This is a genomic window from Kribbella caucasensis (assembly GCF_004361855.1).
GTDB lineage: Bacteria > Actinomycetota > Actinomycetes > Propionibacteriales > Kribbellaceae > Kribbella > Kribbella caucasensis.
Genome location: NZ_SNWQ01000009.1, coordinates 91,538 through 108,827, shown reverse-complemented (window position 1 = coordinate 108,827; position 17,290 = coordinate 91,538). Strand labels below are relative to the sequence as shown.

The following is a 17,290-nucleotide window of genomic DNA, read 5'->3' as shown; positions in this document are numbered from 1 at the left end:
GCCCGAACTCTTGCACAGAGCGTGGCGGAATGCGAAAGTCGCCCTGAGGATCCGGGGGGCGGGTCTTTGTGGGGATTCTTGGTCACTGGGGGGTGACGGGCATTGCCGTTCGACGACGTCGTTGTCACGGTCATGCACGATCCGGGGCAGGTGCGAGTCACCTGCCCCACCTGGCTGTACCCACATCTCACCTCCATGGACTTCGCCGCCGGCCGGCGCCTCGCTCGGTCGAGTCCTGAATTTACGAATCTGGTTGGTGAGTGACTGTGTCCCAGCTCTTCGATCGACCTGTCCGTGACCGCCGGCGCGTGCTGCACGTGCTGGTCGCCGCACTGGTCGCCCTGATTCCCGCTCTCGGCCTCACGGCGGCGCTGGCACCGTCCGCGTCCGCGGCCCCGGGCGAGATCTCGTTCGTCGGTGGTACCAGCAACGGCGGCGCCCGGACCGCTCACACCGTCCGGGTCCCGGCGACCGCGCAGGCGGGCGACGCGTTGCTGCTGTACATCACGATCAACGCGACGACGGGCACGATCTCCGACTCACTGGCAGGCTGGACACTGATCAGGTCGCGGGACGGCAACGGCGTCCGAGGGCGATTGTGGACCAAGACGGCCACCGCCGCAGACGTGAACGCCAACGTCACCGTGACCACGAGCGACACGCTCAAGTCCGTCGTCGGAGTCGCGGCCTACCGCAGTACGGGCAACGCGACGATCTCCGCGTCAGCGGTGGGCGGCAGCGACGTGGGCAGCACCAGCCACACCACGCCGACCGTGCCGATCGCCGACACCAACTCGTGGCGGGTGAACATCTGGTCCGAGAAGTCCTCGACCGCTCTCACCTGGACGTTGCCGGCCGGTTCGACCTCGCGTACGACGGCGGCCGCGACCGGTACCGGCAAGGTCAGCTCCATCCTGGCCGACTCCGCCGGCGCCGTTCCGACCGGTACTGCGGCCGGCCAGACCGCCACCACCAGCGCGACCACCTCCCGGTCCGTGTTGTTCTCCGTGGCCCTGAGTCCTGGTGAGGTCGCGGATCCTGTGAACCAGGCTCCCGTGGCAGCGTTCGTCTCCAGCTGCAACGGTCTTGTCTGCGGCTTCGACGCGTCCGGTTCGACCGACGCGGACGGCGACACCCTCACCTACAACTGGAACTTCGGCGACGGCCAGACCGGTACCGGCGTCAACCCCAACCACACCTACGCCAGCGACGGCACCCGTACGGTCACGCTGACGGTCAGCGACGGCGAGCTGACCGACACCGAGACCCACCAGGTCAGCCCGGTCGGCACAGTCAGCCAGGGTGAGGTCTCCTACGTCGGAGCAGCCAGTACTGCGGGGAACCGGTCGGCGCACTCCGTCCGCATCCCGTCCAACGTCCTTCCGCAGGACCGGCTGCTGCTGTTCCTGTCGACCAACTCGACCACCGGCACGCTCACAGACACGCTGCCGGGCTGGACCTTGATCCAGACCCGCGACGGCAACGGTATTCGTGGCCGCGCCTGGACCAAGGCCGCGGTCGCCGGCGATGCGGGCACCGACGTGACTGTCAGCGGCAGTGAGTTGTCGAAGTCCGTCATCAGTGTCGCGGCGTACCGGAGTACGGGCGTAGGCGTGGTGTCGGCCTCGGCCGTCCGCGGCGTCGACACATCCGCCTCCAGCCACGCCACCCCGACCGCTCCGGTCGCGAAGGGCAACTCCTGGCTGGTGAACGTCTGGAACGAGAAGTCCTCGGTCGTCCAGAGCTGGACCCTGCCCGGCAACGTCACCTCCCGGACCACCGCGGCCAGCACCGGCACGGGCAAGGTCAGCGCCGTCCTCGCCGACTCCAACACAGCTGTTGCCATCGGCACCGCCGCGGCCCGCACAGCCACGACCAGCTCGGCTGCTTCGCGGTCGGTGATGTTCTCCGTGGTCCTCGACCCCGGCACCGACGCCAGCGCCACCAACGAGGCGCCGATCCCGGCCTTCACCACCGGCTGCGCCACGATGACCTGCGAATTCGACGCGAACGGCAGCTTCGACCCAGACGGCGACCCGCTGACGTACAGCTGGAACTTCGGCGACGGCCAGACGGGCACCGGCGACAGCCCGGCGCACACCTACGCCACCCCGGGCACCCGCACGGTGACCCTGACGGTCAACGACGGCACCCACACCGTCCAGACGACCCGTACAGCCACCACGACCCCGACGCTGCCCGGCCCGGGCCACACCCGATTGGTGCCTGACATCCCGCGGACGAACCTGCCGGTGATCAACGACGGCGAGATCTGGGACATCGAGGTCGTCGGCAACCGGGTCTACATCGCCGGCGGATTCACCTCGATCCGGAACAACACCGGGACCAACAACACGAGCTACGCGCAGGCAGGCCTCGCGGCGTACGACCTCGCCACCGGCCTGGTCGACCCGAACTTCCGCCCGGTGTTCGGCGGCAACGGCGGCCCCGAGTCCGTCGAGGCCTCGCCCGACGGCACGAAGCTCTACGTGGCCGGCAACTTCAACGCCATCAACGGGGTCACCAAGCGCGGCATCGCCCGCCTGACCCCGGCCACCGGCGCCCCGATCACCACCTTCACGGCGAGCGCCGACCAGAAGGCGACGGAGATCCAGGCGACCAACACGACGGTGTACGTGGGTGGCCGGTTCGCCACGATCAACGGCACCCCGCGCAATGCGCTCGCCGCGCTCGACGGCAACACCGGCGCGGTGCGCACCGACTTCGTCAACAACATCACCGGCGGTATCGGCAGTAATGGCGAACTCACCGTGCAGAAGCTCAAGCTGACGCACGATGAGGGCACGCTGCTGGTGGTGCACACCGGCCGCCAGGTCAACGGCCAGAACCGCTATGGCATCGCGCTGATCAACGCGCGGACCCAGAAGTTGCTGCCGTGGCGCACCCGCCTGTGGGAGGACAACCTGCCGTTCGTCGGTGGCATCCAGCGCATCTACGGCGGCGACATCGCACCGGACGACTCGTACTTCGCGGTGACCAGTGGCTCCGGCGGTGACCGCCCGCCGATCAACGACACCGTGGTCGCCTACCGGTTCGACGGTGGCGACAACATGCAGCCGCTGTGGATCTCGCGTCACTTCGACAGCGTCTACTCGATCGCGATCTCCGAGCAGGCGATCTACGTGGGCGGCCACATGGGCTGGGCCGAGTCCCCGACCTCACCGCAACCGTGGCCCGGTCTGGACGACGTCGGCTACGGCACCGGTCAGGGCCTGTCCGGCTACGGGCTCGGCGACGCCGTCGTCAAACGCGAGCACCTCGCCGCCCTGAACCCCGTCGACGGTACGGCGCTCGAGTGGAACCCGGGCTCCAACTCGTTCGAGGGCGACAAGGCGATGGCGCTGACACCTCGAGGCCTGTTCGTCGGTGGCGACGGCAATACGAAGGGCGAGTACAACGTAGGCCGCATCGCGTTCTTCGACTTCAACTCCCTCCCGGCCGGGAACGGCGTCGAGACTACGATCACGGATCCCATCGAGGGCCGGATCAAGCCGATCAACGAACAGATCACGATCACCGGTACGGCCTCGGCGGCGAACGGCGTCCAGCGGGTCGAGCTGGAGATCATGGACTACAACAGCCGGCGGTACCTCAACGACGACCTGACCACCTGGGGGACGACGACCAGCAACACGTTCAACGCCACGCTGGCCACGCCCGGCGCTACCTCGACGAACTGGTCGATTCCGCTGACGTTCCCGGCGAACCGGGCCATGAAGGTGTTCGCCCGCACGATCGCGAACAACAACGCCGCGGACCCGAGCAAGGCGACGAAGAAGTTCGAGGTCTGGGGTATCAGCGACCAGCCACCGGACACGTCGGTCACCGGCCCGACCATCAACCCGGTGACCACGCGTACGTTCACCATCACCGGTAACGCCACCGATGACGTGGGCGTCTCCTCGCTCAGCCTGGCGATCCGCGACGTCAACAGGAACCTCGAATACCTGCAGAACGACGGATCGGTCTCCCCGATCTACAACTCGTTCCGTGTCACACCGGACGTCGTCGGTGCCCTCAACACCACCTGGCAGTACGAGGTGACGGTGCCCTACGAAGGAACCTGGATGGCACAAGCGAGAGCCACCGACACGAACGGCAACTCCGACCTGGACACGAGCGACCGGACGTGGATCGTGAGTGAGTCCGGTGTCGCGCCGTCGGTGTCGATCAGCGATCCGGTCGCGATGGTGCCCCCGACCGCGGCCCAGCCGCTGATCGTGGCGCCGGGCAGCCCAATGACCTTCGCGGGCTCGGCCAACGACGACGTGTCCCTGGAAAGCGTCGAGATCCAGCTGCGCAACACGACAACGCGCGAGAACCTGGCGTCCGACGGGACCTGGAGCACGGACGTCATCGCGGGCTGGTACCGCCTCACGCCGCTGAACCTGGACCAGGCGAGCTACAACTGGTCGTACACGACGCCGTTCAACCTCAGGCCCGGCACGTACACGTTCTCCTTGCGCGCCACGGACCAGCTGGGGCTGTCGACGTCGTCGGCGAACCAGGGCAGGCTCACGATCAACGCTCAGGTCCCCGGCGACGCACCACCGGACACGACGATCAGCCCGACCGGCACGATCACCGGGCTGCAGACACTGCACCTCGACCTCGCCGGCACGGCTCGCGACGACCAGGGTGTCACCGAGGTGAGCCTTTCGCTCCGGGACAGCATCACCGCCCGGTACCTGCAGCCGAACGGCACTACGGCATCCAACTTCGCCACCCTGCCGGCCAACCTGGCATCGCCGAATGCGACGAGCACGAACTGGACACTGCCGGTCGACCTGCCGACCCAGGGCGACTGGACCGTGACGGCCTACGCGTTCGACGCCTCCGGACAACAGGACCCGTCGAGCACCGGGGCGACGGCGCGCTACCCGATCTGGCCGGGCGACCAGCCGCCGGTCCTCAACGAGACCCTGCTCACCCCGACCGAGGGAACCGCCTTCTCGGAAGGCAAGATCGCCGTCACCGGCCGGGCCGAGGACGACCAGGCGATGCAGCGGGTCGAGATCGGCATCGTCGACTCCCTGGGCCGCTACATGAGCTCGACCGGAGCGTTCACCAGCACCAACCCGAGCTGGCGGGCAGCATTCCTCACCAGCCCGGGAACGCCGGGGTCCAACTTCTCCTACACGTCACCGGTGATCCCGTCGGGTTCGTACACCGTGCGCGTTCGAGCAGTCGACCAGCATGACCAGATCACTCCGGTGCCGTCGGAGCGTCACGTGACCGTGTCGGTCCCGCCGGGCAACAACCCACCGGTGCCGAGCTTCACGGTCTCGTGCCAGGCGAACGTCTGCACCTTCGACGGCCGCGGTTCCACGGACGAGAACGCGCAGACGCTGAGCTACTCGTGGAACTTCGGCAACACCACGACGGCTACCGGACCGGTTCGGACCGTCACGTACACCGCCGCCAACACCTACACCGTCACGCTCACGGTGTTGGACGAGTGGGGTGCCACCGCGACGACCACGGCGCCCGTGACGATCGTGGAACCCGCCGGCAACGTCGCACCCAACCCGGTGATCAACCCGCCGGCCTGCTCCGGGCTGTCCTGCAACATCTCGGGTGTGGGCTCCGCGGACCCGAACACCGGTGACACGTTCACCTATCTGTGGAACTTCGGCGACGGCACGCCTACCAGCACCGCCTCGGCGAACGCCCACACGTTCCCGGCCGCCGGCACCTACACGGTCACGCTGACGGTGACCGACGGATGGGGTAAGGCGAACAGCACGACGAGAGTGGTGACGGTCTCGATCCCGGCGGACAACCAGCCACCGGTCGCGAACTTCACCATCTCCTGCAACGAGAACGTCTGCACCTTCGATGGCCGTGGCTCCACGGACGAGAACACGGCGTCGTTGACCTACTCCTGGACCTTCGGGAACGGGACAACGGGCACCGGCGGGCTAGTGACCAGGACGTACACCAGCGCCAACACGTACAGCGTCGTTCTCACGGTCAGGGATCAGTGGGGCGTCACAGGAACGGCGACGCAAACGGTGACGATCGTCGAGCCGGCCGGCAACGTCGCACCCAACCCGGTGATCAACGCGCCGACCTGCACCGGGCTCTCCTGCAACATCTCGGGCTCGGCCACGGACCCGAACATCGGTGACACCTTCACCTACCTGTGGGACTTCGGGGACGGCACACCAACCAGCACCACGCAGGCCAACACCCACGTGTTCCCAGCAGCCGGCACCTACACGGTCACGCTGACCGCGACCGACGGCTGGGGCAAGGCCAACACCGTCACGAGACAGGTGACGGTCACCTAACCAGTACGACGAGGGGGCGCCGGAGTGGATCCCGGCGCCCCTTCGCCTTGTCCGTCAGCCGAGGTAGAACTCCTTCAACGCCGGCACGAGCGCTTCCGGTGAGGGACTGTGGAACTCACCGGGCAGCTCGCGAATCTCGGCAGCGGGGAGCGCGTCGCCGGTGGAACGCACGGCCTGCTTGAGCCAGTCAGGGCTCCCCGTGCTGTACACCGCAAGCGTCGGCGTCGAGATGCCCTTCAAAAGCTCGGTGGGCACTTCGCTGTCGCCCATCTGCCGCCCGTCGTAGCTCAGCGTCGGGGCGATCGCCTCCAGCCCGGCCCAGAACGGCATGGCCTTCATCCCGTCCACTTCCTCCTTCGGCTGGCCGACTGCCTCGACCATGAAGAACTCGACCGCACCACCCGGGTTCCCGGCCGCGATGAACTCTTCCAGCCTCTCGACGTACCGCGGCGGCGCCGGCGGCGCACCCTCCACCCGGAACGGCGGCTCCATGATGGCCACCTTCTCGAACGGAACCCCGGCGGCCACCGCACGAAGCAGCAGCACCGCACCGGACGAGTCGGCGGAGGCGTAAACCGCACCGGCCGCCTTCCTGACCGCGTCGAGGTCCTCCCACTCCCGCTCGACCTGGTACTGCGCACTGTCCCCCGAGTCACCGCGACCCCGCCGGTCGTAGGTCACCACGGTGAACGACGACGAGAGCGCGGTCGCCAGCGGGACGTAGTACGAGCGATCGGTCATCGCGCCGGCGATCAGGATCAAGCCGGGCCCGGAACCGAACGTGTCGTACGCGATCGGCGTGCCGTCGGTGGAGATAGCCGTGTCCATGTCAACTTGCCTTCCGTTCGGATGCTCTTACCAACCCGTCGAGCGGCCCGACCGGGATTAGACCGGACGTGTTGTGACCTGGGTCACATCTGAACTCTATCGCCTCGGAGCCTCGCGTCGTAACATTGGATGATGTATACAGTCAACCGGTATGCCGTCGCGGAACGAGGCTGATATGTTGCTGCGCCAGCTCGAGTACCTCGTCTCGCTCGCCCGGGAGCGGCACTTCGCCAGGGCGGCCGACGCCTGCTACGTATCGCAACCGTCGTTGTCCGCGGCGATCCGCAAACTCGAGCAGGAGCTGGACGTGCCGATCGTCCGGCGCGGCCGGCGGTTCGAAGGGCTGACCCCCGAGGGCGAGCGGGTACTGCTGTGGGCGCAGCGGATCCTCGCCGAGCGGGACGCGTTAAAGCACGAGCTGTCCGTGATGCGCGGCGGCCTAACCGGCACGTTGCGGCTTGGGGCGATCCCGACCGCGATGCCGGTCGTCTCGCTGCTGACGACGCCGTTCTGCGAGCGGCACACACAGGCCCGGGTGACGCTGGAGTCGCTGTCGTCGCGCGACATCACCCAGAAGCTGGCCGAGTTCGAGCTGGACGTCGCGATGACTTATCTGGACGACGACACCCTCGGCAGCGTTCGCAAGACGCCCCTGTACGAGGAGCGGTACCTGCTCCTGACTCCGGAGGACAGCAAGCTGGCGGAGTTGCCGGTGGCAACGTGGGCGCAGGTCGCGGAGCTCCCGCTCTGCCTGCTGTCACCGGACATGCGCAACCGCCGGATCATGAACGGCTACTTCACCGACGACGGCGTCACCGCGACCCCGTCGATCGAGAGCGACACCGTCTCCGGGCTCTACAGCCATCTGCACGGCAACCACTGGTCGACGGTGATCTCGCACGCCTGGCTGCACATGTTCGGCGTACCGGCCGGGATGCGCGTGGTACCGCTGAAGAGCCCCGCGCACGGTCCGCGGGTCGGCCTGGTGATCGCGGCCCGGAGTCCCGAACCCGTGCTGGCCCGGGCCCTGCTCGACGTGGCCCGGCAGGCCGCCGTTCACCAGTCGCTGGACGAACTCCTCGACGTGCATCTGCTGGGATCCAGCTATACGGTCCGTTCGGCCTGATAGCCAGGCGCTATGCCGAGATAGCAACCAAGTCTTTGACCCACCACCGTCGCGGCGAGCACCGTTGAAGGGACGGAAACCCTTCAGAACAAGAGGAGTTGCTCACCATGGCGAAGGTTCTGTGTGTGCTGTACGACGACCCGGAGGACGGCTACCCGACCACCTACGCCCGCGACGACCTGCCCGTCATCGACCACTACCCGGGCGGCCAGACGACGCCGACTCCGAAGGCGATCGACTTCACCCCGGGCCACCTGCTCGGCAGCGTCTCCGGTGAGCTCGGACTGCGGAGCTTCCTGGAGAGTCAGGGGCACACGCTGGTGGTGACGTCGTCCAAGGAGGGCGACGACTCCGTCCTGGATCGCGAGCTGCCCGACGCCGAGGTGGTGATCTCGCAACCGTTCTGGCCGGCGTACCTGACCGCGGAGCGGATCGCGAAGGCGCCGAACCTGAAGCTCGCGATCACGGCCGGGATCGGCTCGGATCACGTCGACCTGGACGCCGCGATCGCGCACGGGATCACGGTTGCCGAGGTCACCTACTGCAACAGCATCAGCGTCGCCGAACACGTGGTGATGATGACGTTGAGCCTGGTCCGGAACTACCTCCCGTCGTACCAGGTGGTGCTCGACGGCGGCTGGAACATCGCCCACTGCGTGAGCCGTTCGTACGACCTGGAAGGCATGCACGTCGGTACGGTCGCCGCCGGACGGATCGGGCTCGCCGTACTACGCCGGCTGGCGCCGTTCGACGTGAAGCTGCACTACACGGACCGGCACCGGCTGCCGGAGTCGATCGAGCGCGACCTGAACCTCACGTTCCACCCGGACGCGGCCGACATGGTGCCGCACTGCGACGTCGTCACCATCAATGCTCCACTGCACCCGGAGACGGAGGGGCTGTTCGGCGACAAGCTGATCGGCCAGATGAAGCGTGGCGCGTACCTGATCAACACCGCGCGCGCCAAGATCGCCGACCGGGACGCCGTCGACCGGGCACTTCGGAGCGGGCAGCTGGCGGGGTACGCGGGCGACGTCTGGTACCCGCAGCCGGCGCCGGCGGATCACCCGTGGCGGACCATGCCGCACCACGGGATGACACCGCACATCTCCGGCTCGTCGCTGTCCGCCCAGGCCCGGTACGCCGCCGGGACGCGGGAGATCCTCGAGTCCTGGCTGGACGGGACGCCGATCCGGGACGAGTACCTGATCGTCGACGGCGGCGGCTTGGCGGGGACCGGCGCGCACTCGTATTCCACCCGGTCGTGACCGACCTCACGTGACCCGTTCCGGGCATTTAACGCCTGAGCAGTCAGCTTGTAACGGGGATCACGTGAGATGTGGGCATAGCCGGTTCACCAGGCTGGTTGAATGTATGCAGTAGCCAGTATTGAGAAAACCCAAGAGAGGTCATGATGATTTTCACCCGTAGGTTCGGCGCTCTGGCGGCCCGGCCGCAGTTCCCGGATTCGCCGGAGCTGCAGCAGGAGCTGAACGTCGATCTGGAGCTGTCCCGGACCGAGCGCGACGAGGACCGGAGCGCCGAGCGCGAGACCTCGGCCGCCTGACCCCTGGTCCACTGAACTGGCCGGCTCAACGAAGAGCACGGCATCAGACCTGGCACTTGGTAGACTGTCTACCAAGTGCCATTACGTTTCTCGGCCGACTCATGTACGGGAAGGACCTCATGACGACTATCAGCGCGGGACCGGACTCCGACGGCCTCGCCGTCCGGCACGTCAAGCGGCCGACGCCGCTGCGGGAGTCGGTTTACGAGGCCCTCACCGAGATGATCATCGACGGCACCCTGGAGCGCGGCCGGCACCTGGTCGAGGTGGAGCTGGCCGGCCTGCTCGGCGTCTCCCGGCAGCCGGTCCGGGAGGCCCTGCAACGGCTGAACAACGAGGGCTGGGTGGATCTGCGGCCGGGGTTCGGCGCGATGGTGCACGTGCCCGCCGAGGACGAGGTGGACCAGTTGCTGGCGGCCCGGGCGGCGCTGGAGTCGGAGTCGGCCCGGCTGGCCGCGCGGTATGCCTCGAAGGAGGACGTCGCCCAGCTCCGGGAGCTCTGCAAGGTCGGGACGGCGTTCCAGGACTCCGGTGACATCGACGGCGCGGTCCGTACCAACGGCGAGCTGCACTCGAAGATCACCGCGATGTCCGGGAACCGCTTCCTGGTCGACTTCGCCGGCCAGGTCGACCGCCGCGTCCGCTGGTACTACACCCCCGTAGCCCCGGTCCGCGGCGCCGCCTCCTGGCGCGAACACGCCCGCCTGGTCAAGGCCATCGGCGACGGCGATGAGGACAAAGCCGCCCAGATCATGCGAGAGCACACCGAACACACCCGCAAGGCCTACCACGACCTCCAGGCGAGCGAGGCCACCTCCCCGCCCCCCGCCGAGAAGAAGGCAGCCCCGCGCCGCCGCCGCACCGTCAGCTGACCTCTTCGGGGACCGGCTCCTCCGCGCGGGCGTCGCGGCGGGATTTCAGCAGGCTGGCCACTGCGGTGATGAACAGGGTGCCGAGGATGATGCTGAGGGAGACCAGGATCGGGATCTCCGGGGCCCACCCGACGCCGCTGTGGTGGAGGGCCTCGAGGATCAGCTTGACGCCGATGAAGCCCAGCACCACCGACAGGCCGTACGACAGGTAGACCAGCCGATCGAGCAGACCCCCGATCAGGAAGAACAGCTGGCGCAACCCCATCAGCGCGAAGGCGTTCGCGGTGAACACCAGGTACGGCTCCTGGGTCAGCCCGAAGATCGCCGGGATAGAGTCGAGCGCGAACAGCAGGTCCGTCGTACCGATCGCTATCATCACGATCAGCATCGGCGTGGCGAACCGTCTCCCGTCGACCCGCGTCATCATCCGAGCCTGGTGGTAAGTCTCGGTGGTCGGCACCACCTTGCGGACCTTCGCCAGTACGACGTTCTCCTTGAACTCGTCCTCCTCGTCGCCCGAGGTGGCCAGCTTCCAGGCCGTGTAGAGCAGGAACGCGCCGAACAGGTAGAAGATCCAGTTGAAGTGCGAGATCGCCTCGGCGCCGATCGCGATGAAGATGCCACGCATCACCAGCGCCAGCGCGACCCCGACCAGCAACACCTTCTGCTGGTACTGCCGGGGCACCGCGAACTTGCCCATGATGATGATGAAGACGAACAGGTTGTCCACCGACAACGAGTACTCGGTCAGCCAGCCGGCGAAGAACTCACCACCGGACTGGCCGCCGGCCGCGACACTCAGGCCGACACCGAACAACAGCGCGATGCCGACGTAGAAGGTCACCCACAGGGTCGCCTCGCGCAGGGACGGTTCATGTGGATTCCGGGCCACGATCAGGAAGTCCAGCACCATCAGGGCCAGCAGGGCGGCGATGGTGATGATCCACGCCGACAACGAAACGGTCATCTGCTCCTCCGGGTACGCCGCCGCCCGCGGCTGTCAGGGGTCCAGTCGCGGGCGGCGGGATAGTGGGACAGGCTCTAGGCGGTCCGGGCCGCGCGTCGTTTCTGCCGGGCGCGGGCGGCCGCCTCCTTCCGGGCTTGCATGGTCTCGGCCAGCTGGACGTACTGCGCGACGGTCCGCTCGGCGTACGGGTTGTCGGCCATGATCCGCGGCCACCAGTGCCGGCCGAGCTGCTCGTGCATCCAAAGGAACCCGATCGCGAACCCCATGCTGAGCAACGCCCGGAACGCCAGGAACTGCAAGGGCGCCTCGGGCAGCCCGGGCGAACCGGTGACCGTCCACGCGGTCACCATCGCGTGGACCATCAGGGCGAGCGGGAACCCGATCACCCAGTAGACCGCTGCCGGCGCGAACACCCCGGCAGGGACCTTGCCGAACGCCAGCAGGACGGCGTAGCCGACGCCGAAGGCGACGAGCGGAACCGCGAGTCCGAGACCGCTGACGACGGCCCAGCCGGCGGGCTGGCCGACGAACGCGGCCAGCCCTCCGGCGATCAGACCGGCTGCGACTCCCACCGATGCGGCCGGGACGGAGTACGCCGCCAGCTGCCGGGCCTTCTGGGTGTCCATCTCAGCCCACGACCACGCCGAAGCGCACCAGGCTGTAGAACAGCAGGCCGAGGTAGAAGAAGGCGCCGAACCCGATGATCACGTTCCGGATCGGGCCGGGCCGGATCGGTTTGGGCAGCAACTTGTTGTTCACCAGGAGCAACACGACGCAGTAGGCACCCATCGCGAACGTGGACAGGAAGGCGAGGATGTCCAGGATCCCGGCCGGACCGTCGGCCGGACCGAACAGCAGGATCAGGATCCCGAACGTGATCACGCCCCACAGGAACCCGGCGTACAGCCTCGACATGGAGAACCGCTTGGCCCCCGGGACGAAGTAGTACGTCATGTCCGCCTGGCCACGGCTGAACGAGTCGAACAGACCCAGCGTCGCGTTCAGGCCGATCAGCGCGATGAAGGCGAAGAACAGCGTCCCCAGTATCGGGCTGCCGGCCGAGGCGAACGCGTCGGACATCGCCTTCAGCGCCGCCTCCCGGTCACCGCCTTCGATCAGACCCGCCACGTCCGGATTCTCCCGGGCCGCCGACATGGCCAGCACGGTGAACGAGACGGTGACGAGCATGGTGATACCCCAGAACAGCAGCAGGGCATCGAAGGTGACCCACTTGCGCCACCCCTTCCACTTCTGCATCTCCTCGGGGTTGTCGGTGTCGAACATGTAACCCCGCGACGGCATCGACTCCGCCTCGCCCGCGGACCGCAGCCCGCGGATCTTCGGGATATGGGCTCCCATCGCCGCGCCGCTGTCGCGCAACTGGAGCGTGTACCACATCTGCTGCATACCGGACGGGCCGGCGAACGCGATCGAACCGACCACGATCGGGAACCACGCCTCCGACAGCGCCTTCTCCGGGAAGTAGCCGAACGCGAACATCCCGGACAACGTGTTGCTCAGGTCGCCCCAGCTGCCGACCAGCGCCGCGATCACCGAGGTGCCGACGACCAGCAAGCCGATCAGCAGACCGAGCAGCTTCTCCAGGAAGTTGTAGATCACCGACAGCATGCTGAACAGCACACCGACGAAGATCAGGGCGACACAGGCGGTCGCCTGCCAGGGAATCCCTGATATCTCCTCGAACGCGGCGGCCCCGGCCGAGAGGTGCCCCGGCCAGATGTAGATCAGGATCGCCGCCACGTAGAAGAACCACATCAGCGGTTTGAACACTCGCGCGGCGCCGAAGAAGATGCTCTCGCCGGTCGCCATCGCGTACCGGGCCATCTCCAGCAGCACGAACGCCTGCAGGGTGACTCCCACCAGGAACAGCCACCGGATGTCCGGACCGAACACCAGGACGAGCCGGGGCCACATGTACGACTCACCCATGCCGACGCCCAGCGCGACCAGGAAGACGGTCGGACCGAGGATGTGCAGGGACGGAGGCGCCGCCGGCAACGGCCGGATCGGCATCGGTTCGAGCCTGCCCGCGCGCCAGACCCGTTCGGTCGCCGCGGCGGCTGCCGGCTCTTCGGGTACTCCTGAGGTCTTGCTTGTGACGTCCAAGGCGGACTCCTTATTTCGACGCCAGCTTGACGAGAACCTACTCCCCCGTGCATTCCCCCCTTTCCAGACGCATCACCGGCTTCATGATCCGAGTGGGCCCGCGTTCCGGGCCCAGCGGTACTTGGCACCGAGCACCGCGACCGGCAGCTCGGTGGTGTACGGGTAGGCCACCACCCCGTGCTCGAACAGGTACTGGCTGGCCTCCTCGACCTCGACGTCACCGGACAGCGAGGCGACCACGGGCTTGTCGATGCCCTTGGCCCGGTACTCCTCGACCACCTCGGCGACGAGCTGCGCGAACACCATCGGCGGCGTCACGATGGTGTGCCAGTAACCCAGGATCAGCGCGTGGATCCGATCGTCCTCCAGCCCCAGCGCGATCGTGTTCCGGTACGTCGCCGGCGGCTCACCGCCGGTGATGTCGACCGGGTTGCCGGACGCCCCGAACGGCGGGATGTACTTCTTGAACGCCTCGTCCAGGTCGGCCGGCATCGCCATCAGGGTCAGCCCGTTGTCCACACAAGCGTCGGACAGCAGCACGCCGGAGCCGCCCGCACCCGTGATGATGACCACGTTCTCACCCTTCGGCGTCGGCAGCTTCGGGATGCCGCGGGCGTACTGGAGCATCTCGTTCAGGCCCGGCGCCCGGACCACCCCGCTCTGCCGCAGGATGTCGTCGTACACCTTGTCGTTGCCGGCCAGCGCGCCGGTGTGCGAGCTCGCGGCCCGCGCGCCCATGTCGGTCCGGCCGGCCTTGAGCACCACCACCGGCTTCTGCTTGGACACCCGGGACGCCGTCTCGGCGAACGCCCGGCCGTCCTTCAGATCCTCCAGGTGCATGGCGATCAGGTTGGTGTTGTCGTCGTTCTCGAAGAACGTCAGGAGGTCATCCTCGTCGATGTCGGCCTTGTTGCCTACCCCAACGATCGCGGAGACGCCCATCCGGCTGGACCGGGAGAAGCCCAGGATGGCCATCCCGATGCCTCCACTCTGTGACGACAACGCAACGCTGCCCTTCACGTCGTACGGCGTACAGAAGGTCGCACAGAGGTTCTCCGGCAGGTAGTAGTAGCCGTAGATGTTCGGGCCGAGGATCCGTACGTTGTGTTTCTTCGCGATCGCGACGACCTCGTCCTGCAGCTCCTGCTCACCGGTCTCGGCGAAGCCGGACGGGATCAGGATCGCGCCGGCCACACCCTTCTGGCCGCACTGCTCGAGGGCGCCGGCGACGAACTTGGCCGGTACCGCGAAGACCGCGACGTCCACGTCACCCGGGACGTCGGTGATGGCCGGGAACGCCTTCAGCCCGAGTACCTCGCCGCCCTTGGGGTTGATCGGGTAGATGTCACCGGTGTACCCACCGTTGACCAGGTTCTTCATCACCGAGTTGCCGATCTTGCCGGCCTCGTTCGACGCCCCGATCACGGCCACCGCGCGGGGCTTCATGATCCGGTTCATCGCGGTCAGGATCTGCTCCTGGGAGTACCGCTCGACCGGTTTGCCCGCCTCGGCGTCCACGATGATCCGCAGATCGACCGCGGTGGACCCGTCCGGCCCGGCCAGCACCGGGTTCAGGTCCACCTCGGCGAACTGCGGGAAGTCGCTGACCAGGTCCGACAGCCGCTTGATCAGGTCCGCGACCGCGTCCTTGTCGACCGGCTCGGCGCCGCGGACGCCGTCCAGCATCTCGTGCGCGCTGATCCCGTCGACCATCGAGCGCGCCTCCTCGGCCGACAGCGGCGCCAGCCGGAAGGTCACGTCCTTCAGTACCTCGACCAGTACGCCGCCCAGCCCGAACGCGACCACCTTGCCGAACGTCGGATCCGTCACCGCACCGACGATGACCTCCTGCACGTCACCGCCGGTGACAAGCATCTTCTGCACCTGTACACCGGTGATCTCCGCATCGGCCTTGTAGGCGGCCGCATTCGCGACGATCTTCTGGTACGCCGCGACGGCGGCCTCGGCGGAATCGACGCCGACCACGACACCACCCGCGTCGGTCTTGTGCAGGATGTCGGGCGAGACGATCTTCAGCACAACGGGGAATCCGATCTCGGCGGCCAGTCCGGCGGCCTGCTCGGCGGTCGTGGCCAGCCCTTCGCCCGGGCTCGGGATGCCGTACGCGTCCGCGACCCGCTTGGCCTCGGGCGCGCTCAGCGAACTCCGCCCCTCGGCCAGCGCCTGGTCGAGGACGGACTGGACCACTGCCTTGTCATAGGTCATGCCTGAAGCTCCTCTAAAGCGTGGTGGGTGTCGCTCAGATGACGCCGGCGGCCTTGAGTTCCTCGAGCTCGGCCGTGTCGATGCCGAGGCCGCCGTAGATCACGGAGTTGTGTTCGCCCAGGCCCGGTGAGGTCTCCACCTGGACGGGCGAGTCGGACAGCTTGATCGGGCAGCCGACGGTCTTGAAACTGCCCCGGCCGGGGTGCTTGACCTCGACCACCGCGCCGAGCTCGGCCAGCGTCTCGTCCTCGATCAGCTCCCGGGTGGACATGATCGGCCCGCAGGGCACGTTCAGCGCGTTGAGCTTGTCCATCACCTCGAACTTGGTGTGCTGCTCGGTCCACTGCTCGATCAGCGCGAACATCTTGTCCAGCTTGTCCAGCCGGGCCGCCGGGGTGGCCCAGTCCGGGTCCTCGGCCAGCTCGGGCTTGCCGATCAGGTTCGCGATCGGAGCCCAGCCGGGCGGCTGGACGATCACGTAGATGTAGTCGTTCGGGCCGCCGGGAGCGGTCCGCACCGCCCAGCCGGGCTGACCGCCACCGGACGCGTTCCCCGATCGCGGCACCTCGTCGCCGAAGTTGTCGTTCGGGTACTCCCGCAGAGGTCCGTGGGCGAGCCGCTGCTGGTCGCGCAGCTTCACCCGGGTCAGGTTGAGTACGGCCTCCTGCATCGCCACGCTGACCCGCTGACCCTTGCCACTATTGGTCCGCTGGTAGAGCGCCGCGAGGATGCCGGCGACCAGGTGGATCCCGGTCCCGGAGTCACCGATCTGGGCGCCGGTCGCGGTCGGCGGTCCGTCCTCGAACCCCGTCGTACTCATCGCGCCGCCCATCGCCTGGGCGACCACCTCGTAGGCCTTGAAGTCCTCGTACCGGCCCGGGCCGAAACCCTTGATCGAGGCGAACACCAGCCGCGGGTTGAGCTCCTGCAGCCGCTCCCAGGTGAAGCCCATCCGGTCGATCGCGCCGGGGGCGAAGTTCTCCACCAGCACGTCCACGTCCTTGACCAGGTCGGTGAAGATCTCCTTGCCCCGGTCGGACTTCATGTTCAGCGTGATGCTGCGCTTGTTGCAGTTGAGCATGGTGAAGTACAGGCTGTCGACGTCCGGGAGATCCCGCAGCTGCTGGCGGGTGATGTCACCGGTGGGCTGCTCGAGCTTGATCACGTCGGCGCCGAGCCAGGCGAGAATCTGGGTGCAGGACGGTCCGGACTGCACGTGGGTCATGTCGAGGATGCGGACACCTTCAAGGGCCTTGGCCATCT

At 67.5% G+C, this 17,290-nt stretch carries 11 protein-coding genes; 5 read left to right on the top strand and 6 right to left on the bottom strand.

The genetic code is table 11. The annotated features are described in order from the left end of the window. The first annotated feature begins 260 nt into the window (after positions 1-260). Positions 261-6,314 carry a PKD domain-containing protein gene (locus EV643_RS45730; RefSeq protein WP_133801579.1) on the top strand — a complete coding sequence of 2,018 codons (6,054 nt, stop codon included), beginning with the start codon at positions 261-263 and terminating at the stop codon, positions 6,312-6,314. A gap of 54 nt (positions 6,315-6,368) precedes the next feature. Here the strand turns inward: EV643_RS45730 and EV643_RS19785 are convergent, their stop codons facing one another. Beyond that, positions 6,369-7,142 (bottom strand): alpha/beta fold hydrolase, encoded by a 774-nt coding sequence (locus EV643_RS19785; protein WP_133801578.1) that lies wholly within the window; start codon positions 7,140-7,142, stop codon positions 6,369-6,371. Between the two features lie 151 nt (positions 7,143-7,293). Between EV643_RS19785 and EV643_RS19780 the strand changes: the two genes are divergently transcribed. The 4 genes from EV643_RS19780 (at position 7,294) to EV643_RS19770 (ending at position 10,707) form a co-directional block, all read left to right on the top strand. Further along, the gene (locus tag EV643_RS19780) at positions 7,294-8,268 is read left to right on the top strand and encodes a LysR family transcriptional regulator (RefSeq protein ID WP_238165681.1); all 975 of its coding nucleotides are present in this window, start codon (positions 7,294-7,296) and stop codon (positions 8,266-8,268) included. 107 nt (positions 8,269-8,375) lie between these two features. Then, positions 8,376-9,536 (top strand): NAD-dependent formate dehydrogenase, encoded by a 1,161-nt coding sequence (locus tag EV643_RS19775; protein WP_133801577.1) that lies wholly within the window; start codon positions 8,376-8,378, stop codon positions 9,534-9,536. A gap of 143 nt (positions 9,537-9,679) precedes the next feature. Continuing rightward, on the top strand, positions 9,680-9,835 hold the full coding sequence (locus EV643_RS44195) for a hypothetical protein (RefSeq protein ID WP_166665499.1): 156 nt from the start codon (positions 9,680-9,682) through the stop codon (positions 9,833-9,835). Between the two features lie 119 nt (positions 9,836-9,954). Then, positions 9,955-10,707 (top strand): GntR family transcriptional regulator, encoded by a 753-nt coding sequence (locus EV643_RS19770; protein WP_133801576.1) that lies wholly within the window; start codon positions 9,955-9,957, stop codon positions 10,705-10,707. On the opposite strand, the gene EV643_RS19765 is transcribed toward EV643_RS19770, so the two are convergent. The 5 genes from EV643_RS19765 to frc form a co-directional block, all read right to left on the bottom strand. Beyond that, positions 10,700-11,674 carry a TerC family protein gene (locus tag EV643_RS19765; RefSeq protein ID WP_133801575.1) on the bottom strand — a complete coding sequence of 325 codons (975 nt, stop codon included), beginning with the start codon at positions 11,672-11,674 and terminating at the stop codon, positions 10,700-10,702. The two genes, EV643_RS19770 and EV643_RS19765, sit on opposite strands and share 8 nt — an antisense overlap. Before the next feature lie 74 nt (positions 11,675-11,748). Next, the gene (locus EV643_RS19760; RefSeq protein WP_133801574.1) at positions 11,749-12,300 is read right to left on the bottom strand and encodes a hypothetical protein; all 552 of its coding nucleotides are present in this window, start codon (positions 12,298-12,300) and stop codon (positions 11,749-11,751) included. 1 nt (position 12,301) lies between these two features. Further along, positions 12,302-13,801: an Nramp family divalent metal transporter gene (locus EV643_RS19755; RefSeq protein WP_133801573.1), complete on the bottom strand. Its 1,500-nt coding sequence runs from the start codon at positions 13,799-13,801 to the stop codon at positions 12,302-12,304. Between the two features lie 81 nt (positions 13,802-13,882). Next, positions 13,883-16,027, bottom strand: a complete 2,145-nt coding sequence (locus EV643_RS19750) for an acetate--CoA ligase family protein (RefSeq protein ID WP_133801572.1) — start codon at positions 16,025-16,027, stop codon at positions 13,883-13,885. Between the two features lie 34 nt (positions 16,028-16,061). Further along, on the bottom strand, positions 16,062-17,288 hold the full coding sequence (gene frc / locus EV643_RS19745) for a formyl-CoA transferase (protein ID WP_133801571.1): 1,227 nt from the start codon (positions 17,286-17,288) through the stop codon (positions 16,062-16,064). Positions 17,289-17,290: the final 2 nt, after the last annotated feature.